We start from the raw sequence: 22,610 nt of genomic DNA, 5'->3' as shown, positions 1-22,610 counted from the left end.
ATATTCGGCACATTCCATCAGTGCGAGGAGCCCGCATGACGACCGCCGTCGACAAACCCCGGATCCTGCTGGTCGACGACGAACCCCACCTCCTCGACGGCCTGCGGCGCCAGCTGCGGCGCGACTTCACCGTCGAGACCGCGGTCGGTGCGGCCAACGGCCTGTTCGCCCTCAAGGCGGACACCCCGTTCGCCGTGATCGTGTCCGACTTCCTCATGCCCGGCATCAACGGCGCCGAATTTCTGGCGGCGGCGGCGAAGGCGGCCCCGACCAGCACCCGGATGCTGCTGACCGGACATACCAGCCTCGCCGACGCCGCCGTCACCGTGAACCAGGGCCGCGTCTTCCGGATGCTGCTCAAACCGGTCGACACCGAGACCATGACGGCCGCTCTCCGCGACTGCGTGAACCAGCATCGGCTGGTCGTGTCGGAACGCGAGCTGCTCGAACAGACCCTGCAGGGCAGCGTCAAGGCGCTGTCCGACGTGCTGTCGCTGGCCAGCCCGGCCGCGTTCGGCCGCGCCGCCCGGATGCGGCGGGTGGCCTCCGCGATCCTCGACAAGGTGCCGGCCGAGGACCGGTGGGCCGCCGAGCTCGCCGTGGAGATGGCGCAGCTGGGCATCGTGTCGCTGCCGCCCACCGTGGCCGGCAAGCTCGACGCCGGCGCGGAGCTCACCCCGGCGGAGCAGGCGATGGTCGACCACCTGCCGGCGGTCGCCGAGCAGCTCATCGCGCCGATCCCGAGGATGGCGCCGGTGGCCGAGTGCATCCACTACTCGCGGAAGGGATTCGACGGCTCCGGCACGCCCGGCGACGCCACCGCCGGCGAGCGCATCCCGTTCGGCGGCCGGCTGCTGCGGCTCGTCCAGGATCACGACGCCCTGCTCCTGCAGGGCATGTCGCCGACGGTCGCGCTGGCCACTCTGCGCACCAATGCCAGGCTCTACGACCCGGCGCTGCTGGAGGCGTTCGCGGCGACCGCCGCCGCGTCGGCCGAGAGCATCCGCGGCGTGATGCTGACCGACCTGCAGTCCGGCATGGTGCTGGCGGCCGCCGTCCGCAGCCGGTCGGACGTGCTGCTGGTGAACGCCGGCCAGGAGGTCACCGTCGGTCTGCTGACCCGGCTGCGCAACTTCGCCGCCCTCGAGGACGGCGTCGCCGAGCCCCTGATGATCCTCGACGAGGCCGTGGTCAGCCCCCGTGCCGCGACCGCTCCCGCCGCCACCGGGTGATCACCGTACGGGCCCGCTCGTCGAGCTGATCCTCCTCGAGCGGCGCCGGGCCGAGTGGCCCGCACACCGGGCCCAGGTCCGCCTCCACCACCATGTGGGCCAGTGCGACGGCGCTGGACGCGTCGACGACCGCGCTCGGCTGCACGGTCGCCGCGTGGCCGGCGACCGCCTCGATCACCGGATCGGGCAGCCCCCAGAACCGCAGCAGGTCGGCGCCGGCGTCGATGTGCGAGAAGCCGATGACCGCCGACTCCGCGACGCACAGGAAGGTCGGGCCCCCCGGCTCGGGTTCCGGAGCGCGCCACGCGGTTCGGGCGTCGGCGAACTCCCGCGGCCGCATCGAGGCCAGGACCAACTGCCCCACCTCGTGCAACAGGCCCGCGGTGAAGGCGTTGCTCTCCCATTCGGCGCCGTCGGCGAACATCCGGCACAGCCGCGACGTCTCGACCGAGTGCAGGGTGAGCCCTTCGAGCCACTCCACCGGGAGCCCGCTCGCGGCGTCGAACGTGCGGATCAGGTCGTGCATCAGCACCAGGCCGCGCACCGTGTGCAGACCGAGCAGGGCCACCGCCTGGCCCACGTCGCTGACCTTGCGGGCCATCGTGTACGCCGACGAGTTCACCAGCTGCAGGATCTTGGCGGTGGCGGCGGGGTCCTGCTCGATGACGGCGCCGACGGAATGCGCCGACGCCTCCTCGCCGGCGAGGGCCGCGACCAGCTCGACCAGCGTGCGCGGTGGGCTCGGCAGCGACTGCACGTCGGCCCGGTCCGGCCGGATGCCGCCGCCGCTGGCGGCCCGGACGTCGATCAGCCGCTCCACCGTGGCGACCAGCTGCTCCGGTGAGCTCGGCTTGGTGAGGAACTCGTGCGCCAGCACCATGATGCTGAGCAGGTTGTCCTCGTTGGTCTGGCCCGACAGGATCACCCGGGCGGTGCCGGGGTACTCCAGGCGCACCCGCTCCAGCAGCTGCGCGCCGTTCATGCCGGGCATGCGGTAGTCGGAGACGATCACGTCGCACGGCCGTTCCCGCAGCGCGGCCAGGGCGGCCTCGGCGCCCTCGGCGAAGGACATGTCCCAGCGGTCGCGGTGGGTGCGCAGCATCCGGCGCAGGCCGCCGAGGATCCGGGGCTCGTCGTCGACGAAGAGGATGTGCGGCCGCGCGGTTCCGGCGGCCGCCGGCGTCACCACGTCTGTCCCGGTCACAGCGACGCCTCCGCGAGCTCGGAGCTCGGCTGCGGCTCGTCGTGGCCGACCACGGGCAACCGTACGGTGAAGACCGTGCCGACCCCGACCGTGCTGGTGAAGTCGATGGTCCCCCCGTGCCGGTCGGTCACCAGGGTGCGGACCAGGGCGAGGCCCTGGCCGGTGCCGGTGCCCACCTCCTTGGTGGTGAAGAAGGGGTCGAACAATTTGTCGGCGATCTCCGGGGGCACGCCGGTGCCGGTGTCGGCGACCTCGATGACCGCGTACCCCTCCTCCAGTCGGGTGCTGACCCGGATCCGGCCCCGGCCGCGGTCCGCGGCGCCGATCGCGTGCGCGGCGTTCACCACCAGGTTGAGCACGACCTGGTTGATGTCGCCGAGGTGGCAGTGCACCAGGGGCAGGTCGCCGAGGTCGGTCTCGACGTCGGCGATGTACTTGATCTCGTTGTTGGCGACCACGATGGTGTTGGTGATCGCCTCGTTGAGGTCGGCCCGGCTCTTCTCCTCCGTGCCGGGGTGGCCGAACGCCTTCATCGCGCGCACGATGTGGGCGACCCGGCTGATGCCCTCGAGGGTCTGGGTGATGGCGACCGGCACCTCCTCCATGACGAACTCGATGTCGATCTCGGTCGCCACCGAGTCGAGGTGGCTCAGGGCGGCCGGGATGTCACCGTCGCCCTGAGCCGTCGCGACCAGCTCCCGGTACGCGCCGAGCAGCCGGTCCAGATCCGCGAAGGCGGTGTCGAGGAAGCGCAGGTTGTCCCCGACGAACTGGATCGGCGTGTTGATCTCGTGCGCGATGCCCGCGGCGAGCCGGCCCACCGACTCCAGCTTCTGGGCGTGCCGCAGCTCGAGTTCGAGCCGGTGCCGCTCGGAGACGTCGCGCGCGGTGAAGACGATGCTGCGGGAGCCGTCGTGCTCGCTCACGTACTCGACCAGCGCCTCCACCTCGGTCCAGCCGGCGTGCTCGTGGCCGCGGATGCGGCAGGGCACCGGCGCCGCCCGCTCGAACGCCGACGCGGCGTCCCGCAGCGTGCTGACGTCGTTCTCGTGCACCAGCTGCCAGAGGTCGCTGCCGACCAGCTCGCCGGCCGGGTGGCTCAGCATCGTCTCGGCCGCCGGGTTGACGAAACGGATGTGGCCCGCCTCGCCGGCCAGGATCAGCGCGTCGGCCGAGTGTTCGACCACGATGCTCAGCCGCGACCGGCTCAGCAGCTGGTCGAGGGTCAGGGCGGCCTCGTCCGCCAGGGTCGTCATCGAGGACGACAGGTCGTCGGACGGCCGGCGGACGAGCGCCAGCACCAGCATGCCGAAGACGCCGCCGTGGGCCGCCATCGGCGCGAGCATGACCACGGGGTGCCGGGGCAGCCGCAGCACGTCGGTGACCGCGTCGGCGTCCCCGCCGGTGACCATCACGTAGCCGCCGGGCCGCAGGGCGGCCCGGGTCCGCTCGGGCAGCCGTGTCAGCTCGGTGACCCATCCGGCGGCCTCGGTGCCCACGTGCCCGGCGGCGGCGATGACGTGCAGCGCCGGGCCGGCGACGGTGAAGATGAGCGCGGCGCTCGCGGCGCGGTCCAGGCTCAGCGCGGCGCCCAGGGTCACGTCCATCGCCTCGCCGCGCGTCGTGGAGGCGACCAGGCCGCCGCCGGCGGAGGCCAGCGTGGCTTCCCGGTCGGCCGACCGGTCCCGGGCGCTGCTGCCCCGCGCGAGGACATGGTTGACCGCGAGCGAGATCAGCACGGTGAAGAACAGCGCGACGGCGACGCTGGCGGGCACCCCGAACGTCACGACGCCGATCCCCATGATCGCGCAGATCACCGCGACGGCGAGGATCTTCTCCCGCAGCCGCCCGTAGAGCGAGCGGAAGTTGACCCAGACCACGCACAGGCCGATGGTGATGCCGAAGTCGGAGCCGGCGGCCACCAGGCAGACGCAGGCGCCCTCGAGGATCCAGCTCCAGGCCGGGAATCGCTGCCGCCGGTAACCGGTGTAGAGCCAGCCCACCACCACCAGGGTGGCTGCGACGGCCGGCGCGGCCAGCTCGCGGCGGTGGCCGCTGAGGCCCCACAGGCCGAACAGCGGCCAGAGCAGCAGGATGCCGAGGAAGAGGGTGCGGATCTGGCCCAGCATCGTGTCGGTACCGCGAAGCCAGCGTTGTGCCCACCACGCCCCACCTGCCATGGCAGTCCCTCCCGCCGACCCCTGTACCACCCGTAACCGGACCGATGGTGTGTATCGGTCCATACTCCCAGAAGTCGGTGCGACGCCGTATCGGAAGCGTGACGTTCCGGCGCCTCGACCGGGGCGCGGCGTGGCGCATTGCGGAGCATGGGTGATTTAGGAAAATAGTCCGTATAATCCCGTCGACCTTGGTACTTTCGGTGGGGCCGTCGTGCTCTGTTCCAGGGGCGCCTCCCGGGCGCCCGTCGGAAGGGGCGCCCATGCCACACCGCGGCCTGACCAGCTGGGCGGTCAGCCTCGCGGCCACCGCGGTGTCGGCGTACGCCCTGGACGCGTTCGCCGCCGCGACGGGCGCCGCCCTGGTGGCCACGGGACTGCTCGCCGGCGCCGGCCACCCCACCGCGGTGGCGCTGCTGGTGGCCAGCTACGCCGCCTGGGGACTGGGCCTGCGCGCCGGCGTCGGGGCCAACTGGGCCCTGCTGACCACCACCGGCACGAGCACCAACATCCTCTCCAAGGCGGCCCACGACGTGACCCGGCGCCGCAGCCGGGGCGAGCGGGCCCCGCGGGCGGCCGCCGTGATCGGCTACCTCGGCACGGAACTGGCCAAGGAGGTCCCGTACTACCTGGGCGCCTTCGGCGCCGCGGCGGCCACCGACGCGATCACCTCGACCGATGCCCTGGTCTTCCTCATCGGCGCCAACCTCGGCGCCGCCGGCTACGAGTACGTGCTGGCCGCGGCCACCCGGACCCTGCTGCGCCGACGCGCCGCGAGCGCCGGCACGCCGACCCGCTGTGTCCCGGAGAGGCCGAGGTCGCGGCGCGGCCACCGGTCGACCAGCACGGTCGCCGCCCCGCCGGCCTGAGTCGGAGGTCGGCTGAGGACGGTCACCGCTGCGGTGACCGTCGCCGGCCGGATGGGCGACGACTGCGGCCGGGGCAACGGCGGGCTTGGACCGCCTGCGCGGCGGGGGGGTGTCACCCGCGCGCTGCGGGGTATCCCCGGCCGGACGAGAGAAGGCGGGGGACCGGCGATGGCGCGGCGTACCAGAGGTTTTCCGGCGACAGCGGCGGTCCGGGCCGGGTGGGCGGCCGCTCTGCTGCTCGTGCCGCACCGGCTGCTGCGGGCCGCCGGGCCGGCGCCGGTCCCCGCCGCCGCCGTGGCTGTGGCCCGGGTGCTCGGCGCCCGGCACCTGCTGCAGGCGGCCGCCGGCGCGTGGGCGCCGGCCGGACCGGTCACGCGCCTCGGCGCCGTCGTCGACATCCTGCACACCGGCAGTTGCGTGGCGTTCGCGGCGGTGTCGCCCCGGTGGCGGCGCGCCGCGCTGCTGGACGCGCTGGTCGAGGCGGGTTTCGCCGTGGCCGGAGGCGACGGCGGGACGGCGCGGCGGCGCCGGTGAGCGCGGCGACCCCGATTGAGCGGCCGTCCGGCGGGTAGTCCGCACCTGCCACTGCGAGGAGGACAGCATGACGGAGCGCACCGTTGCCGACCTGGTCGTCGCGCGTCTCGGCGACTGGGGGGTGGACCGGGTCTTCGGCTACTCCGGCGACGGCATCGACGCCGTGATGGGCGCCCTGCGCCGGGCCGGTGAACCCGAGTTCGTGCAGGCCCGCCACGAGGAGGCGGCGGCCTTCATGGCCGTCGGCCACGCCAAGTACACCGGCCGGCCCGGTGTCTGCCTGTCCACCCAGGGGCCCGGCGCGGTGCACCTGCTCAACGGCCTCTACGACGCCAAGCTGGACGGCAAGCCGGTGGTGGCCGTCGTCGGGCAGCAGGCCTCGACCGTGCTGGGCAGCGCCTACCAGCAGGAGATCGACCTGGTCCGGCTCTTCGGTGACGTCTGCGCGCAGTTCGTCCAGGTCGCGCACGCCCCCGAGCAGCTGCCGATGCTCATCGACCGGGCCTTCCGCACGGCGCTGGCCACCCGCGGCCCGACGTGCGTGATCCTGCCGCACGACGTGCAGTCGGCGCCGGCGCCGGACCCGGCCGCCCACGAGCACGGGATCATGGTGACCAGCCCGGGCCTGCGCCCGGCCCGGGTGGTGCCCCGCGACGAGGACCTGCGGGCGGCGGCCGAGGTGCTGGCCGCGGGGGAGCGGGTCGCGATCATGGTGGGCCAGGGCGCGTACGGCGCGGCCGGCGACATCGTCGAGCTGGCCGAGCGGCTGGGCGCCGGGGTCGTCTCGTCGCTGCTGGGCAAGCCGGTGCTCGACGAGGGCCTGCCGTTCCACACCGGCGTGATGGGGCACCTGGGCACCACGGCGAGCGAGCAGCTGCTGCGCGGCTGCGACACCCTGCTGCTGATCGGCACCAACGACCCGTGGACCGAGTTCTACCCCGCGCCCGGGCAGGCCCGGGCCGTGCAGATCGACATCGACGGGCGGCAGCTCGGCATGCGCTACCCGGTCGAGGTGCCGCTGCTGGGCGACGCCGCCGAGACGGTACGCGGCCTGCTGGCCGCGGTGCAGCCCCGCGCCGACCGGGCCTGGCGGGAACAGGTGGAGGGCTGGGTCCGCCGCTGGCACGAGATCGCCGAGGCGCGGGCCACCGCACCGGCCGAGCCGCTGAACCCGCAGCACGTGGTGCGCGCGCTGTCGGCCGTGCTGCCCGCCGACGCGCAGGTGGCGGTGGACGTGGGCTCGGTCGTCTACTGGTACGCCCGGCACCTGCGGCTGCCCCGCGGCGTCCCGGCGCACCTGTCCAGCACGCTCGCCTCGATGGGTTGCGGGCTGCCGTACGGGATCGCCGCCAAGCTGGCCGCGCCCGACCGCCCGGTGGTCGCCCTGACCGGCGACGGCGCGATGCAGATGACCGGGCTGGCGGAGCTGGTGACGGTGGCCGCCCGCTGGCGCGACTGGGCCGACCCGCGCTTCGTGGTCTGTGTCCTGCACAACGGGGATCTCGCCGAGGTGAGCTGGGAGCAGCGCGAGATGGAGGGCGAGCCCCGGTTCGCCACCTCGCAGCAGCTGCCCGACGTGCCGTACGCCCGCTACGCCGAGCTGCTCGGGCTGCGCGGTGTGCGGGTCACCGGGGCCGGCGAGCTGACGGCGGCGTGGGAGGCCGCGCTGTCGGCGGACCGGCCGATGCTCATCGAGGCCGTCGTGGACCCGGCGATCCCGCTGCTGCCGCCCGGCCGGCCGTTCGACAAGGTCCGGGGCATGTACGCGGGCCTGGCCGCCGAGACCGGGGAGACGGCCCGCCGGGCCGAGGCGCACCTGCGCCGGGAACGCGCCGACGAGGGCTACGACGACCCGGCCGGCTGAGCCGCCGGCGCGCCCGCCCGGTGCAGCCGGCGCCGGAGGTGCGCGCCGACGCGCTGCGGGGTCAGCGGCACCACCGCGACCAGCAGCCGGCCGGAGCCCTCGACGGTGCAGGTCAGCGCGGCGAACCGGGTCCCGCGGCGGACGACCACCGGTTGCGGCGCGCGTAGCCGGGGCGCCCGTACGGCCATCGCCCCGGCCGCCCCGGTGGCGCTCGTGGCGCCCAGGGCCCGCGCCGGGTCGAACGCGCCGGCCTGGGCCGAGACGATCCGGCGCTGACCGCTCGCGGCGCTGGCGGCCAGCAGCCGGGACACCGGGAACGTGATCCGGACGGTGGTGCCGGTGTCGTCGCGCCGCAGGACGCCGACGTCGCCCGGGATCTCCTCGGCGCTCACCGAGATCCGGTCGGCGCCCAGCGCGGACAGGTCGGGCGCGGGCGTGTGCGCGGTGATGGCGAGCACCCGCGAGCCGTCCTCGTCGGTCTCCCAGGCGATCCCGGTCGCGTCGAGCCGGGCAACCCAGTCCGGGGCGGTCGTCACGTCGAAGCAGGCGTCCGGCAGGGCGCGCTCCGGGTCGCGGAAGCCGGGATAGCGGGCGTACCGGCGGCCGCCCTCCACGAGCGTGGCCGGGGCGCCGGTCCGCGCGTCGCGGCGGATCACGGCGAGCAGGTCGTCGAGCTCGCCGTCGCGGGTCAGGGCCAGCCGGATCCGCGTCTCGGCGCCGAGCCGTCCGGCGATGCCGTCGGTGAGGTGGTCGCGCACCAGCCGGCCGACGCCCTCGTGGACCCGGCGTTGCCCCTCGCGGTCCAGCCGCAGCAGGTCGTCCTCCAGCAGCCGGGCCACCTCGTGGTCGAACCGGCGCAGCAGCACCGCGTCGCGCCGCGGCCCGGGCGGGATCAGCTCGGCCACGAACGCCGTCACCGCCTCGACGGTCCGCAGCCGCTCCTCCGGCCGGCTGAGGTAGGTGATGTTCGTGGCGCCGAACCGCCGCACGGCGTGGTAGTAGTCGTAGTCGGCCAGCACCGAGATGCGCCGGGCGCGGTAGCACGCCTCCAGGGTGAACGGCAGGTCGCTGCCGATCCGCATGTCCTCCCGGTAGCGGATCGCGTGCCGTTCGAGCAGCTCGCGCCGGAACAGCTTGGTGTTGGCCAGCGAGCGCGGCAGCGGCGAGTCGAACAGGTCCAGGTCCGGCTCGGTGCGCGCGAAGACGTCCTGGTAGATGTGCCGGCTGTTCTCGCCGACGACCCGGCCCAGCACGACGTCCGAGCCCCAGGTGTCGGCCGCGGCGACGAGCCGCTGCAGGGCCTGCGGGCCGAGGTGGTCGTCGGCGCCGACGAAGAAGACGTAGCGGCCGGTGGCCACCTCCAGCGCCCGGTTGCACGGGCCGGCCGGGCCGCCGGAGTTGGGCTGGTGGATGACGGTGAAGACCCCGGGATGGCGCCGGGCGAAGCGGTCCAATTCCGCGCCGCCGCGGTCGGTCGAGCCGTCGTCCACGGCGACGATCTGCATCCGGTCCACCCCGATGGTCTGCTCCACCAGGGAGGTCAGGCACCGGGTCAGGTAGGGCATCGTGTTGTAGACCGGCACCACGATGCTGACGTCGGGCACGTTCATCGGGTCACGGTCTCCTCGATCGTCCGGGCGCCCGCGGCCGGGCGGTCGGCCAGCAGCCGGCGGTAGAGCGTGTCGAGCCGCGCCGCCTGAGCTGGCCAGGTCCAGGCCGGCAGCGGGCTGTCCGGCCCGTCGTAGGCCGCGCGGTAGCGCCCCGGGTCGGCCAGCACGGCCCGGACCGCGCGGGCGAAACCGGCCACGTCCCGGGCGCGGAACACCTCGCCCTGCCCGGTGGCGCGCACGGTGTCGGCCATGGTGCGCACGTCGCTGACGACGATCGGCAGCCGGGCGTGGGAGTACTCGAAGAACTTGGTGATCAGCGCGATCTCGTGGTTGGGCCAGCGGTGCAGCGGGATGATCCCGGCGTCGGCCCCGGCCAGCAGGGCCGGCACCTGCCGGTGCGGCACGTAGGGCACGAGGTGGATGCGCTCGGCGACGCCCCGCCGGGCCGCGGTGGCCAGCAGCTGCCGCAGGTACGGCGTCCCGGCGTCCCCGACGACCAGCGCCAGGTGCACCCCGCCGAGCCGGGGCAGCGCCGCCACCGCCGTGCCGAGTCCACGCTGGACGGTGGCCGATCCGCTGTAGACCAGCAGCGGCGTCGCGGCGTCGAGCCCGCACAGCCGGCGCAGGTCGGGCGCCGGGGCGGCGTCCGCGGGCGGCGGCCCGGTGACCTCGGGGGCGTTGAGCACCACGGCCGGACGCTCGGCCAGCCGGTGCCGGCGCTGGAGCAGGCCGGCCAGCGCGGGGGAGACGGTCACCACGGCGTCGGCGTACGGCACGTACTCGCGTTCGTGGGCGAGGTGGGCCGGCAGCCAGCGCGCGTTGTCCCGGCGCGGCTTGGCCCCGGGCAGGTACTCGTGCGCGTCCCAGACCAGCCGGACCGGACGGCCGGCGGCCCGCGCCCGCGCCGCCGCCCGCGCGCCCACGCCCAGCATGCGGAAGTCGTGCGCGTGGATGAGGTCCGGCGCCAGCTCGTCGATCACCGCGCCGAACGCCCGCTCGTAGTTCCACAGCCCCGGCTCGAGCCGGCGCCAGGCCCGGTCCCGCAGCACGGCCCGCCAGAACCACACCTGGGCGTGCTCCACCGGCCGCCGGGCCCAGCGCGCGGCGCGCAGCAGCGGGCCGCCGCGGGCCAGCAGGCGGGCGCGCAGGCGGGCCGTCCCGGCGGCTGCGCCCGGCGCCGGGCACAGGGGGAGCAGGCGCACCTCGGCCCGGCCGAGCTGCCACCGCTGGGTCGCCCCGGTCGGGGAGCAGCCGAGCAGGACGACGTCCCAGCCCGCGCCGGCGGCCGACAGCGCGGTCTTCTGCACCCGGGAGTCGCCCTCGACGCCGTTGTCGACCAGCATCACGACGCGGCGGCCGGCGCCGCTTCCGGCCGTGCCGTCGGCGATCGTCATCTGCGTTTCCCCGGCCCTTTCCCGTCGTTGTCGAAACGTCGGCGAGTGTATCCGCCCGGAACCGGATCGCCATATCCGCCCGGGTCGTCACGCATTGGTGATAAGAACGCAACCTGCCGTTGGCCAGCTGTTCGCCGGCCCGTCGCCGAGTGGCTGTCCTAGCTGCTCAGGACGCGTCTGAAGGTGATCCCCGAGTGGACCCGGGAGCGCCACCCGCTATTCACCCGGACGTCGTCCGCGAACCGTAATTTGCATCCGTGTCGCGACCCGTCGGGTCCGCGGCATTCCTTCGTAGATTCATTCAGGCCAATGCGGTTTTCGCATGCGCCGAGCCGAGAGGCCACCATGGAATCCCTGCCCGAAGTCAGCGTGGTCATCCCGACGCGGGCCCGGCCGGAGCTGGTGACCCGCGCGGTCCGCAGCGCGCTGGCCCAGACGGTCGGCGCCATCGAGGTCATCGTGGTGATCGACGGGCCGGACGAGCCGACGAGCCGGGCGCTGGCCCGGATCGCCGACGCCCGGCTGCGGGTCGTCGTCGTGCCGGCGCCCGGTGGGGCGCCGAACGCGCGCAACGTCGGCGTGCGCGCGGCCCGGGCGCCCTGGACCGCGCTGCTCGACGACGACGACGAGTGGCTGCCCGGCAAGCTCGCGGCGCAGCTCGCCGCGGCCGGCGCCGCCCGGGCGGCGCTGCCGGTGGTGGCCAGCCGGCTGATCAACCGCACCCCGCGGGCCGATTCCGTGCTGCCCCGCCGCCTGCCCGCTCCGGACGAGCCGGTGTGCGAGTACCTCACCGTGCGCCGCGGGCTGTTCTACGGCGACGGCTTCGTCCAGACCTCGACGATCATGGCGCCGACCGTGCTGCTGCGCCGGGAGCCGTTCACCGTCGGGCTGCGCCGGATGCAGGAGCTCGACTGGGTGCTGCGGGCGGTGCACCACGACGACGTCGAGCTGATCGTCGCGGCCGAGCCGCTGGTGATCTTCCACCAGGACGAGAACCGGCCGCGGATCACGCTGAGCTCGCCCTGGCAGGGTCAGCTCGACTGGCTGCGGCGCAGCCGTCACCTGTTCACGCCCCGCGCGTACGCCGCCCTGGCGATGAGCGTGATCGGCTCGATGGCCGCGCCCACCCGCAGCGCCCGGGTGTTCGCCCTGCTGCTGCGCGACGCGCGCCGGCACGGCCGGCCCGGCGCCGTCGACTACCTGACCTACCTGCAGATCTGGCTGATCCCGCCGGCGCTGCGCCACCGCGTGCGCGACCTGCTGCTGGGCCGCCGCCGGACGCCGGACCGGGCGGTCGCCGCGGCGCCCGCCGCCGACGCGAGCGTCCCGAGCCGGCCCGCCCGCGCGGACCGTGACGAGGAGCTGGCCCGTGACGGCGCCCTCCGGTAGGACGGTCGCGATCTGGCGCAGCTGCCTGCTGCCCGCCTCCGAGACGTTCGTCCGCCACCAGGGCGGCGCGCTGACCCGGTGGCAGCCGGCCTACCTGGGGGCGGTCAAGGTCGCGTCCCCGACCGCCCGCGACACCGACGCCATCCTCTTCCCGGACACCGCCGCCGGCCGGCTCGGCTGGCTGCTGCTCCGCCTGACCGGACGGTCGGCCCGGCTGCGCGGCCTGCTGGCCGACCGGCGCCCGGAGCTGGTGCACGCCCACTTCGCCGGCGACGGATGGCTGGTCAGCCACGCGGCCGGGCGGCTCGGCGTGCCGCTGGTCATCACCCTGCACGGCCTCGACGTGACCAGCCAGGCGCGCCGGCCCGGACCGCGCGGCCGGCGGCACCGCCGGCACCTGCGCGCGGTGTTCGCCCGCGCGGCGCTGATCATCGCCGTGTCGGAGTTCATCCGCGCCCGGGCCGTGGCGCTCGGCGCGGACCCGGCGAAGGTCCGCGTGCACCACACGGGCGTGCCGATCGCGCCGCTGCCGGCGCCGGCGCCGCCCCGCTGGGACCTCGTCTTCGTCGGCCGCTTCGTCGCCAAGAAGGGTCTCGACGACCTGGTGGAGGCGGCCGCGACGGTCCGGGACCTGCGCCCGCGGCTGCTGTTCATCGGCACCGGACCCCTGGAGCCGGCGATCCGGGCCCGGGCCGCGGAGCTCGGCCTGGACGCGACGTTCCTGGGCGCACAGGACGCCACGGTGGTCCGCCGGTCCCTGGCGGAGGCGAAGGTCTTCGTGTCGCCGTCCAAGACGGCGCCGGACGGCGACACCGAGGGGCTGCCGACCACGATCCTGGAGGCCGGGAGCGCGGGGCTGCCGACGATCTCGACCTACCACAGCGGCATCCCGGAGGCGGTCGTGCCCGGCGAGACCGGGCTGCTCTGCCCGGAGGGCGACCGCGGCGCCCTGGCCGCGGCCATCCGGCGGCTGCTCACCGACGACGAGCTGCGGGCCCGGCTGGGGCGGGAGGCGCGCCGGCACACGGAGGCCCACTTCGACCTCGACAAGCAGACCGAACGGCTGCAGGAGCTGTACGAGGCCGTCAGCCCGCGGTCCGCGCCGGTGCCGCACCGGTGAGGGCCGTCGTCTACGTCGCGCTGGGCACCCGCCGGATCGGCGCGGCCGTCGCGCACACCGCCGGGCTGGCCGCGGCCGGTACGCCGGTCACCCTGCTGATCGCCGATCGTCCGGAGTGGACGGGAGCGGGGATCGCGCCGGGCGTGACGGTGCTCCGGGTGCCGGCGGGCGCCACCGGTGCGGTCCTGCGCGCCGCCCGCCGGTTGCTGCTCGCCGCCGGCAGCCCGCTGCGGGACGGCGACCTGCTCGTCGCCGGGGACCCCGAGGCGCTCGCGGTGGCGTGGTCCGTCGGCCGGCGGCGTCCGGAGGTCGTCATCCGGCTGGAGCCCTCCGGCGAGCCCGGGCGCCGCACCGCCGCGGCCGGCCTGGCCGTCGTGACGCCGTGGTACCCGTCGCCGGACGACCCGTACGCCGGGGCCTTCGTCCAGGCCGCCACCGCCGCGACCGGACCCGACCACGACCGCGTGGCCGTCCTGCACACGCAGAACTGGTACTACTCGCCGACAGGCGTCACCGGCACCCGGGTCGGTGTCGCCGCGGAGCGGCAGGCCGCGCGGTCCGGCCACGCCGTCGTCCTGGACACCCCCGAGGGCGAGCTCACCCGGGTGGCGGTGCCCACCGCGGCCGGCCGCGGCTATCCGGCGTTCGCCGAGGCGCAGGTACGGGCGCTGCGCGCGAGCCTGCCGACCGGGCGCATCGAGGCGCCGCTGGTGCACGCCCACACCGGCATGCTGGCCGGCGTCGTGGCCACCCGGCTGGCCCGCCCGGACGCCCGGATCGTGGTGACCGAGCACGCGACCTTCCTGGCCGAGGTCTTCCGGCAGCCCGGGGCCCGGCAGCAGTACGCCGCGATGCTGGCCCGCGCCGACGCCGTGCTCTGCGTCGGTGGGCACCTGCGGGACCAGCTCGCCGGCTTCTTCCCCGGGTACGCCCACAAGCTGCGCGTGGTGCCCAACGCCATCGACTTCGACCGGTTCGCGATGCGCCCGCGGCCGCCCCGCGAGCTGCTGCGCTGGCTCTACGCCGGCCGGCTGATGGCCCACAAGGGCGTGCTCACGCTCGTCGACGGCTTCGCCCGGATCGCCGCCGAGGACCCGAGGGTCACCTTGACGCTGGTCGGTGCGGGCCCGCTGGCGGACCCGCTGGACCGCCGGATCGCGGCGCTGGGCCTCGGCGGCCGGATCACCCGCCGCCCGCCCGTGCCGCCCGGCGAGGTGACCGCGCTGATGCACGAGCACGACCTGCTGGTGCACGCCAGCCGGCGGGAGACCTTCGGCATGACGGTGGTGGAGGCGGTCGCCACCGGCACGCCGGTGCTGGTGGCGCGCAGCCAGGGCCCGCAGGAGACGCTGGCCGGGGTGGCCGGGCTGGCCGGCCTGCTCATCGAGCCGAGCGACGATCCCGCGGTGATCGCCGACGGCTACCGCCGCCTGCGGAGCCGGCTGAGCACCCTGGACCTGCCGGCGGCGCGGGCCGCCCTGGCGGCGCGTTACGGCTCCGCGGCGGTGGCGGCCCGGCTGCGCGAGGTCTACGCGCCGGACTCCGCCGGGCCGGCCGGCGCGCCCGCGGCGCCGGCTCCCACCGTGGCGGCGAGCCGCCCGTGGCCGGTGCGCCTCGGACGGCTCGTGCTGGTCGGCGCGCCGGACGGTGTCCTCGGCGGGCTCCAGTGGGCGGCGAGCCGGGTGCCGGCCCCGGGACCGGAGGCCGTCGTACGCCGGTTCCGGCGCGTCCCCGGGGCCGTCCGCGACCGGATGGCCGGGCGTTGTCGGGCAGCTCCATGATCGCGATGGAGACGGGCGGCCACACCGTCCGCCGCCGGTCACGGCGAGCGGGACGTGGTGGTGCTCAGCGCCGCGTCCACCCGCCGCAGCAGGTCGTCCGCGGTGAACGGCTTCTCGATGAACGCGATGTCCGGGTCCAGCACGTGGGTCGAGCCGAGCAGGCCGTTGCTGTAGCCCGACATGAACAGCACCGGCAGCCCGGCGTGCCGCTCGGCCAGCAGCTCGGCCAGGCGGGGCCCGGACATGCCCGGCATGATCACGTCGGTCAGCAGCAGGTCGCAGCCGTGCTCGGCGTCCAGCTCGAGGGCCTGCGCCCCGGACGTCGCCGACAGCACGCGGTAGTCGGCCCGGGCCAGGATGCGGGCGATGATCCGGCCCAGCGCCGGCTCGTCCTCGACGACCAGGACGGTCTCCTCGTGCCCGCGCGGCACCGCCGCCTCGACGGCCCGGGCGACCGGCACGTCCCGCGGGCTCTCGACCAGCGGCAGGTACACCCGGAAGGTGGTGCCGACCCCCGGTTCGGAGTAGACGTTGATGCTCCCGCCGGCCTCCGCCACGATCCCGTACACGGTGGCCAGCCCCAGGCCGGTGCCCTGCCCGCGCGGCTTGGTCGTGAAGAACGGCTCGAAGATGTGCGCGGCGACCGCCGGGTCGATGCCCTGGCCGGTGTCGCTGACCAGCAGCCGGGCGTACGAGCCGGGCGGCAGCGCGGGGTGCATGTCGATCTGGTTCTCGTCCAGGCTCGCGCGGTTCGCCTCGATCACCAGCGTGCCGCCCTCGGGCATCGCGTCGCGCGCGTTGAGCGAGAGGTTCAGCAGGATCTGCTGGATCTGCCCGGCGTCGGCGTGCACGGTCAGCGGGGCCGGCGCGGGTACGGTGCGCAGGTCGATGTCCTCGCCGATGGTGCGGTGCAGCATCGCCCGCACCTCGTCGATCGCGGCGTTCAGGTCGATGTCCTGCGGCTGGATGGTGTCGCCGCGGGTGAAGACCAGCAGCTGGTGGGTGAGGCTGATGGCCCGGTCGGCGGCGATCCGGACGTGCTCCAGGTCGGCCCGTACGGCCGGGTCCCGGGTCTGGTCGGCCGCGAAGTCGGTGTAGTTGACGATGATGGCGAGGATGTTGTTGAAGTCGTGGGCCACCCCGCCGGCCAGGTTGCCCAGGCTCTCCATGCGCTGGGCCTGGTGCGTGCGCTCCTCGACGAGCCGGCGCCGCTCGGCCGCCTCCTTCGCCGCGGCGATGTCCCGGGCCACCACGGAGATGCCGATGACGGTGTGATCGCGGTCCTGGATGGGCGCCACGCTGACGGAGATCTCGAGCGGCGAGCCGTCCTTGTGCACCCGCCGGGCCTCGTACTGCAGGTTGCGCTCCCCGCCGGCGATGCGGGCCAGGACGTCGGCCTGCTCGTCGAGGTCCGCGGGATCGGCCAGCATCGACGCCGGGTGCCCGATCATCTCGGCGGCGGTGTAGCCGAAGAGCCGTTCGGCGCCGCCGTTCCACGCGGTGACGGTCCCGTCCAGGGTGGTGCCGATGATCGCGTCGTCGCTGTGCTCGACCACGGCGGCGAGCGTGGCGCGGTGACTCTCGGCCAGCTCCCGGGCCGCGCGCTCGCGGGCGTCGACCACGTCGAAGCGCTGCTGGTCGGTGGGATCGACGTACATCGCGCCCCGGCGCAGCAGGATGCCGTAGCCGCGCCGCAGGGTCCAGTAGTAGACCCCGACGCCGGCCGTGCACAGATCCCACAGGGCGGTGAACCAGGAATGCGTCGTCGCCGGGTGGGCGGCCGGACCGGAGATCATCGCATGGAACGACGCGCCGGCGTGCATGCCGTGTCCGACCGCGCAGCTGAAGAAGATCAGCGCGGTGGCGGTGGCCAGCCGGTTGGTGCGCAACTGCCCGGCCCGGGCCACCGGCACGGCGATGGCGACGGTGATCGCCGCGTACGCCGCCATGATGACGGTGTTGCCGAGGAGATAGATCTGGTCCGGCACACTCGTCTCATCGGACCGGATTCCGCCGGACTTAGTGATCAGCCCGCATGCATCATGCGTCGGCGGCCCCGCGCGCCGCGACCGGGGAGCGCTCGCCCGGCGCGACGGCGGGCAGGGTGAACCAGAACCGGCTGCCGCCGCCGGGGTTCGCCTCGACCCCGACCTCGCCGCCGTGCCGCTCGATGATGCGGTGCACGATGGCCAGCCCGAGCCCGGTGCCGACATAGTTCTGGCTGCCGTCGGCCCGGATGAACGGCGTGAACACCGTCGCGCGCTGGGCCGCCGGGATGCCGATCCCACGGTCGGCGAGCTCGATGCGCCAGCCGTCCCCGCGTCGCGCCCCGGAGATCTCCAGCCGGGGGTTCTGCCCGGTCGCGGTGTACTTCAGGGCGTTGCCGACGAGGTTGTCGAAGACCTGGCGCAGCAGCACCGGGTCGCCGTCGACGACCGGCAGCGGCCACATCACGATCGCCGGCTCGCGCTCGCCCGGGCCGGTGACGCGGTCGCGGATCACCTCGGCCGCCAGCGCGTTCAGGTCCACCCGGGTGCGCACCAGCGTCCGGTTGTCCGCGGTGGCGTAGGTCAGCAGGTCGTCGATCAGCGACTGCATGCGCTGGGCGCCCCCGTGCAGGCGTTCGAGGAACTCGCGGTGCTCCGGCTCCAGCCGGGGCGCGGCCTCCGCGCGCAGGAAGTCGGCGTACCCGGTGATCCGGGCCAGCGGGCTGCGCAGGTCGTGGGCGACCACGCCGGCGAAGCCGACCAGTTCCTCCTCGCGGCGGCGCAGCTGCTGCTCGACCACCTCCCGGCGGCTGATGTCGTCGCGCAGCGCGATGGTGGCGGCGTCGATCCGGCGCAGGGCGCGGTTGCGCGAGGTGATCACCGTGCCGGTGAGCGCGGCGAGCAGGGCGGTGAGGGCGGCGCCGACCAGCGCCGCGATGAGGTCGAGATGCAGCGCCGCGTCGGGCGTCACCTGCACCGTGGGCGCGATGGTGGCCCGCCAGGCGCCCTGCGGCACGGCGATCGGCACGGTCCGGGCCGGCCGCGACCCGTCGATCGCGGCGTCCGGCAGCCGGCGGCCGATCGGGGTGCCGGCCCCGGCCGCCGACTCGGCCAGCGTGACGGCGACGGTGTCGCCGGCGATGCGGCCGATCGCGTCCTCGAGGAAGTCGTCGCCGCGCAGCGCCATCACCATCCAGCCGCGGAACCGCCCGGCGTCGTCGGCCGAGGGCGAGGTCGCGTACACCGGCGCGGCCAGCACGAACCCCAGCTGCTGGCTCTCGGTCGGCCGGCCGGCGTCCTGGAGCAGGCGGTAGCTGTCGCTGATGGCGACCTGGTGGGCCGCGCGGGCCCGGCCGAGCGCGGCCGCCGCGGGCGAGTTCGTCAGGTCCTGCCCGGCGACCTGTCGGTCGGCGTCGGTGCCCCGGGCCAGCACGACGAACAGATGCTCGGTCCCCTGCCCCCGGGCGGGCCGCAACCGCAGCTCCGGGCTCCCGGCGCGCCGCCACGCGGCCTGCACCCGGCTCACCTGGTCGGTGGTGGCCGGCACGACCAGCGCGACGCCGGTGGCGCCGGGCAGCCGCCGCCGGTCCACCGCCGTGGTGATCGCGTGGAACTCCGCCGCCGACAGCTGCGCCTGCGCGCCGACCGCGGCGGCCAGGTCGAGCAGGGAGGAGCTGTAGCGCCGCAGCTCGGCGGTGAGCGTGTGCGCGACCATCATGGCCCGCTGGTCCAGCGCCTGGTCGAGACGGTCGTCGACCGTACGCCGCAGCGCGACGACCGCCAGCGCGGTGCCGATCAGGCCCAGCACGACCATGAGCGTGAGCACCGGGATCCACGACCAGCGCCGCCGCGCGGGGGAATCACCGCCGGCCGGGGTAGCCGCCGTCGCCGCGGGCCTCACCCGCCCGAGGCTACGCCGCGGAGCGCCCCGGCACGGGCGATTGCCGCGATCGCCGTCCCGCGGCGCCGGCCCTATCCGAGCCGGGTGAGCAACAGACGGCCGCCCTCGTAGAGCCCGCCGTCGACGGCCAGCACCCGACCGTCGGCGTAGCGCAGGGCCGCCCGCACGTCGGCCGGCGGCAGCCCGAACTGTTTCGTCAGCGTGCTGTGCCCGTGGACGATCATCTCCCCGCCGAAGGCGCCGAGCATGCGCGAGACCGGATCGCCGGGGCGGGCCGGCCCGGCGCCACGGAAGCTGTCGCGGGCGCTGAGCACCTCGCAGAACGCCAGCGCCGCGGCGCTGTCGCGGAAGGCCAGGGCGCTGCGGGTGGCCGCGTTGACCTCGGCCACGCCGGCGCCCAGCTCCAGGTAGCGCACCGTGTCGGAGTGCAGCAGCAGGTGACCGTCGACCAGGGCCATCGCGGGCCGGGCGGTGATCCAGCCGACGTGCCACGAGGTGAGCCGGCGCAGGTCCGTCGCGCGCCCGCCGAAGCGCTGCCACGCTCCGTGCAGGCCGTCCGGCCAGCCGCGCACCGGCTCGCTGCCGAAGCGGTACGCCGCCAGCAGTTGCGCCTCGTGGTTGCCCAGCAGCGCCGACACCGTGCCGCCACGATCGGCGGCCGAGGCGGTCAGCCGCGCGATGTCCTCGATCACGCCGATGCCGTCGGGACCGCGATCGACGTAGTCGCCGAGCAGCCACAGCCGGGCCCCGCCCCCCGACCACTCCCCGTCGCGGCCGGCCAGGCCGGCCTCCCGGAGCACGTCATGGAACTCGGTCCGGTGACCGTGGATGTCGGACAGCACGTAGAGCGGGCCCTTCACCGGACGCACCTTACGGGGCGGCGCGCGCGATGTCAGCGCGGTACGGTCCCCGCTGTGAATCAGCCGCCCCCGCCCGACCCGTCCGCTCTGCGGTGGCCGCCCTATTCGCCGCCACCGGCGCCGCCGTCACCCCACCCGCCGTGGAACGGCAAGACCAACGGCTTCTCCATCGCCTGCCTGTCGCTGGCCCTGCTGGGCTGCGCGGGCCCGGTGAGCATCACCTTCGGCGTCATCGGCCTGCTGCAGAGCCGCCGCAACGGTGACCGCCGGGGCCGCTTCTACGCGATCGCGGGGCTGGCCGTCTGCGCTCTGTGGTTGCTCGCCATCGCGGTGGCGATCGCGGTGTCGGTGGCGAACCCGGACCGCGACGCCGCCGGCGCCGCCCGTGGCGGGCACGTGACCGGGATCGACGCGCCGCGCGCGGGCGGCTGGGCAGTTTCCGTTCCGGTCAGTTGACGAGCGCCGGGCGTCGGCGCGCCAGCCGGGCCCGGACCGGCGGCAGCCAGCGCACCAGCGCCGCGGTCCGCGGGTCGGAGCCGTAGGCCAGCAGCGTGAGGAACACGCCGTAGACCGGCAGGTGGCCGAGCAGCTCGGTGCCGCCGAAGAGCAGCAGGGTCGCGTTGAACGGGATGCCCGCGACCAGGACGGCGACCTGCGGCAGGGCGCCGGAGATGACCAGCAGGCCGAACAGCAGCTCGGTGACGCCGGCGACGGCCACGAAGGTGTCCACCGGCAGGTGGATGCCGACCAGGGCGAAGACGTCGAGCTGCGGGTACAGGTGCACGGTCTCGCGGGCCAGCGCCGGGTTGGCGAGCTTCTCGGCGAAGGCCAGGGTGATCAGGGCGCCGCCGGCGCCCAGCCGGAGCGCGAACAGGGCCCGGCGCAGGATCTCCGGGTCCGGGTCGACCCGGCCGAAGGTGGCGTCCGAGGGCGGCACGAAGGCCAGGAAGACCGCGACCCCGAGCAGGTCCATCGCGGAGAGCAGCCCGGTCGGCCCGGTGAGCAACAGGGCCAGCGGGCCGGTCACGGCCAGGATCAGGGCCGCCGGCCGCAGCCGGACGCCGGTGATGAACCAGATGCCCAGCGCGCCCTCGAGCAGCAGCAGCGCCGCTCCGCCGGCGAGGTGCTCGACCTCCAGGTCGCGGGTGAGGAAGTGGCCGGTGACCGCGGCGGCCAGCAGCGAGACGCCGAGGTGGACGGCGAGCAGGCGGGGCACGTACGGGACGATCCGGCCGAGGAAGCGCAGCGGCCGCAGCTCCGGGGTGGGCAGGTAGCGCAGCGCGACGTACCGCCAGAGCACCGTGACCAGGACGACGGCCACGATCAGGCCGAGGGTGACCGGCCGCAGGGCGAACGCCCAGTCGGTGGCGTAGGAGCCCGGCTCGTCGACGAACCACTTCTCGTGCGCCGAGGCGGGTGACGGCGACGCCAGCAGCGCCAGGGTCGCCCCTGCGGCCACGACGGCTCCACGTCCCGGTGAGACCTTCATTGTTCCTGCTCCTGTCCGCCCCGGCGCCGCTATGCTGCGGCGCCTGTCCCGCTGTACGTCGTCCTTTCTACGGGCGGGTTGAGGCCGGCGGGGTCTTCGCGGGACAGGACGGGACCAAAGTCCTGCCGATTCGGGCCGTCCGCGGATCTTGGACCGCTCAGGTGGCCGCGCGGCCCAGGGTGCTCTGGCGGGGGATCAGCCGGTGCCCGGCCAGCAGCTCGACGCCCGGCACCGGCCCGGGGGCGGCGATGCGCATGATCAGGCGCTCCACCGCGAGCTGGGCGATCGCGGTCTTGTCGGGCGAGATGGTGCTGATCGTGGGGTGGCTGTAGCGCCCGTCCTCGATGTCGTCGTAGCCGATGATCGCGATGTCCTCGGGGACGCGCAGCCCGCGCCCGAGGATGGCGTGGATGGCGCCGGAGGCCACCAGGTCGCTGTAGCAGAACACCGCGTCCGGCGGGTCGTCCCGGTCGAGCAGGGCCGTCATCGCGGTCACGCCGTCGGTCCGGTTGAACCGGGCGGTGCAGATGATCAGCGACTCGTCGACCGGCAGGCCGGCCGCGGCGTGCGCCTTGCGGAAGCCGCGGGTCCGCAGCTGGGCCGCCTCGCCGGTGGCGTACGGCTGGTCGCCGATCGCCGCGATCCGCCGCCGGCCCAGCGAGATCAGGTGCGTGACCGCGTCGTACGAGGCGGTGATGTCGTCGATCCCGACGTGGTCGAAGGTGCCGTCGGAGACCCGCTCGCCCAGCACCACCAGCGGCAGGGCCAGATCACGCACGGTGAGGTCCTGCTGGGACAGGCCCAGCGGGCTGATGATCATGCCGTCGAACAGGAAGCCCCGCGAGCCCCGGCCGATCAGCTCGCCCTCGTGCTGGCGGTCGCCGTCGGTCTGGTCGATGAGCACGTTGTAGCCGCCCTTGCGGGCGGCCGGGATGATCGCCTGCAGCAGCTCGGCGAAGTAGGGCGTGTCCAGGTACGGCACGACCACGGCGATCTGCCCGGACCGTCCGTTGGCGAGGTTGCGGGCCAGCACGTTGGGCCGGTAGCCCAGCTCGGCGATGGCCCGCTCGACCTTCTCCCGGGTCGCCGGGGTGACCTGCGCGTAGCCGTTGACCACGTTGGAGACCGTCCGGGGGGAGACCCCGGCGAGCTCGGCAACATCACGCAGCGTGACATCGCGCATGGGCGCCCTCCCGTCT

At 75.0% G+C, this 22,610-nt stretch carries 17 protein-coding genes; 8 read left to right on the top strand and 9 right to left on the bottom strand.

Annotated features, from left to right (window positions below):
* Window positions 1-35 precede the first annotated feature (35 nt).
* Entirely contained in the window at window positions 36-1,232 is a 1,197-nt protein-coding gene (locus tag Ani05nite_RS13525) for an HD domain-containing phosphohydrolase (RefSeq protein WP_203768369.1), read from the top strand.
* Here the strand turns inward: Ani05nite_RS13525 and Ani05nite_RS13520 are convergent.
* Both Ani05nite_RS13520 and Ani05nite_RS13515 read right to left on the bottom strand, forming a co-directional pair.
* Entirely contained in the window at window positions 1,192-2,436 is a 1,245-nt protein-coding gene (locus Ani05nite_RS13520; RefSeq protein ID WP_203768368.1) for a response regulator, read from the bottom strand. The two genes, Ani05nite_RS13525 and Ani05nite_RS13520, sit on opposite strands and share 41 nt — an antisense overlap.
* Entirely contained in the window at window positions 2,433-4,565 is a 2,133-nt protein-coding gene (locus Ani05nite_RS13515; protein ID WP_203768367.1) for a two-component system sensor histidine kinase NtrB, read from the bottom strand. The genes Ani05nite_RS13520 and Ani05nite_RS13515 overlap by 4 nt, the downstream gene beginning before the upstream one ends.
* Before the next feature lie 311 nt (window positions 4,566-4,876).
* Here Ani05nite_RS13515 and Ani05nite_RS13510 point away from each other — a divergent pair, with 311 nt between their 5' ends.
* From Ani05nite_RS13510 to Ani05nite_RS13500, 3 genes are all read left to right on the top strand, one after another.
* Window positions 4,877-5,482 (top strand): hypothetical protein, encoded by a 606-nt coding sequence (locus tag Ani05nite_RS13510; RefSeq protein ID WP_203768366.1) that lies wholly within the window; start codon window positions 4,877-4,879, stop codon window positions 5,480-5,482.
* Window positions 5,483-5,650: 168 nt separating this feature from the next.
* Complete coding sequence (locus tag Ani05nite_RS13505) at window positions 5,651-6,016, top strand: hypothetical protein (RefSeq protein WP_203768365.1); 366 nt, start codon at window positions 5,651-5,653, stop codon at window positions 6,014-6,016.
* 67 nt (window positions 6,017-6,083) lie between these two features.
* Entirely contained in the window at window positions 6,084-7,880 is a 1,797-nt protein-coding gene (locus Ani05nite_RS13500; protein WP_203768364.1) for a thiamine pyrophosphate-requiring protein, read from the top strand.
* On the opposite strand, the gene Ani05nite_RS13495 is transcribed toward Ani05nite_RS13500, so the two are convergent.
* Both Ani05nite_RS13495 and Ani05nite_RS13490 read right to left on the bottom strand, forming a co-directional pair.
* The gene (locus tag Ani05nite_RS13495) at window positions 7,859-9,490 is read right to left on the bottom strand and encodes a glycosyltransferase family 2 protein (protein ID WP_203768362.1); all 1,632 of its coding nucleotides are present in this window, start codon (window positions 9,488-9,490) and stop codon (window positions 7,859-7,861) included. The two genes, Ani05nite_RS13500 and Ani05nite_RS13495, sit on opposite strands and share 22 nt — an antisense overlap.
* Window positions 9,487-10,833, bottom strand: a complete 1,347-nt coding sequence (locus tag Ani05nite_RS13490; RefSeq protein WP_203768417.1) for a glycosyltransferase family 4 protein — start codon at window positions 10,831-10,833, stop codon at window positions 9,487-9,489. Before Ani05nite_RS13490 ends, Ani05nite_RS13495 begins: the two co-directional genes overlap by 4 nt.
* A gap of 396 nt (window positions 10,834-11,229) precedes the next feature.
* On the opposite strand from Ani05nite_RS13490, the gene Ani05nite_RS13485 reads away from it, so the two are divergent.
* Genes Ani05nite_RS13485 through Ani05nite_RS13475 form a run of 3 tightly spaced genes read left to right on the top strand, consistent with a single transcriptional unit; the run spans window position 11,230 to window position 15,174 of the window.
* Window positions 11,230-12,273: a glycosyltransferase family 2 protein gene (locus Ani05nite_RS13485; RefSeq protein WP_203768360.1), complete on the top strand. Its 1,044-nt coding sequence runs from the start codon at window positions 11,230-11,232 to the stop codon at window positions 12,271-12,273.
* Window positions 12,254-13,393, top strand: coding sequence for a glycosyltransferase (locus Ani05nite_RS13480; RefSeq protein WP_203768358.1), 1,140 nt, complete (start codon window positions 12,254-12,256; stop codon window positions 13,391-13,393). Before Ani05nite_RS13485 ends, Ani05nite_RS13480 begins: the two co-directional genes overlap by 20 nt.
* Window positions 13,390-15,174, top strand: a complete 1,785-nt coding sequence (locus Ani05nite_RS13475) for a glycosyltransferase family 4 protein (RefSeq protein WP_203768356.1) — start codon at window positions 13,390-13,392, stop codon at window positions 15,172-15,174. The genes Ani05nite_RS13480 and Ani05nite_RS13475 overlap by 4 nt, the downstream gene beginning before the upstream one ends.
* A gap of 38 nt (window positions 15,175-15,212) precedes the next feature.
* Here the strand turns inward: Ani05nite_RS13475 and Ani05nite_RS13470 are convergent, their stop codons facing one another.
* The 3 genes from Ani05nite_RS13470 to Ani05nite_RS13460 form a co-directional block, all read right to left on the bottom strand.
* Complete coding sequence (locus Ani05nite_RS13470; protein ID WP_239129851.1) at window positions 15,213-17,162, bottom strand: hybrid sensor histidine kinase/response regulator; 1,950 nt, start codon at window positions 17,160-17,162, stop codon at window positions 15,213-15,215.
* A 52-nt stretch (window positions 17,163-17,214) separates the two neighbouring features.
* A complete protein-coding gene (locus Ani05nite_RS13465) occupies window positions 17,215-19,062 on the bottom strand; it encodes a sensor histidine kinase (protein ID WP_203768354.1) in 1,848 nt (615 codons plus the stop codon).
* 71 nt (window positions 19,063-19,133) lie between these two features.
* Entirely contained in the window at window positions 19,134-19,922 is a 789-nt protein-coding gene (locus Ani05nite_RS13460; protein WP_239129848.1) for a metallophosphoesterase, read from the bottom strand.
* A gap of 54 nt (window positions 19,923-19,976) precedes the next feature.
* Here Ani05nite_RS13460 and Ani05nite_RS13455 point away from each other — a divergent pair, with 54 nt between their 5' ends.
* A complete protein-coding gene (locus Ani05nite_RS13455) occupies window positions 19,977-20,378 on the top strand; it encodes a hypothetical protein (RefSeq protein WP_203768352.1) in 402 nt (133 codons plus the stop codon).
* On the opposite strand, the gene Ani05nite_RS13450 is transcribed toward Ani05nite_RS13455, so the two are convergent.
* Window positions 20,371-21,381 carry a hypothetical protein gene (locus Ani05nite_RS13450; protein WP_203768350.1) on the bottom strand — a complete coding sequence of 337 codons (1,011 nt, stop codon included), beginning with the start codon at window positions 21,379-21,381 and terminating at the stop codon, window positions 20,371-20,373. The two genes, Ani05nite_RS13455 and Ani05nite_RS13450, sit on opposite strands and share 8 nt — an antisense overlap.
* 187 nt (window positions 21,382-21,568) lie before the next feature.
* Entirely contained in the window at window positions 21,569-22,594 is a 1,026-nt protein-coding gene (locus Ani05nite_RS13445; protein ID WP_203768349.1) for a LacI family DNA-binding transcriptional regulator, read from the bottom strand.
* Window positions 22,595-22,610: the final 16 nt, after the last annotated feature.

This window comes from Actinoplanes nipponensis (assembly GCF_016862275.1).
In the GTDB taxonomy this organism is placed as follows: domain Bacteria; phylum Actinomycetota; class Actinomycetes; order Mycobacteriales; family Micromonosporaceae; genus Actinoplanes; species Actinoplanes nipponensis.
Note: the sequence above shows the minus strand (reverse complement) of the source record. Positions and strands in the feature narration are given on the sequence as shown.

Coding starts and splice junctions, on each gene's coding strand:
- Ani05nite_RS13525 (WP_203768369.1), top strand. CDS start 36: ATGACGACCGCCGTCGACAAACCCCGGATCCTGCTGGTCGACGACGAA.
- Ani05nite_RS13515 (WP_203768367.1), bottom strand. CDS start 4,565: ATGCTGGGCCAGATCCGCACCCTCTTCCTCGGCATCCTGCTGCTCTGG.
- Ani05nite_RS13510 (WP_203768366.1), top strand. CDS start 4,877: ATGCCACACCGCGGCCTGACCAGCTGGGCGGTCAGCCTCGCGGCCACC.
- Ani05nite_RS13505 (WP_203768365.1), top strand. CDS start 5,651: ATGGCGCGGCGTACCAGAGGTTTTCCGGCGACAGCGGCGGTCCGGGCC.
- Ani05nite_RS13500 (WP_203768364.1), top strand. CDS start 6,084: ATGACGGAGCGCACCGTTGCCGACCTGGTCGTCGCGCGTCTCGGCGAC.
- Ani05nite_RS13495 (WP_203768362.1), bottom strand. CDS start 9,490: ATGAACGTGCCCGACGTCAGCATCGTGGTGCCGGTCTACAACACGATG.
- Ani05nite_RS13490 (WP_203768417.1), bottom strand. CDS start 10,833: ATGCTGGTCGACAACGGCGTCGAGGGCGACTCCCGGGTGCAGAAGACC.
- Ani05nite_RS13485 (WP_203768360.1), top strand. CDS start 11,230: ATGGAATCCCTGCCCGAAGTCAGCGTGGTCATCCCGACGCGGGCCCGG.
- Ani05nite_RS13445 (WP_203768349.1), bottom strand. CDS start 22,594: ATGCGCGATGTCACGCTGCGTGATGTTGCCGAGCTCGCCGGGGTCTCC.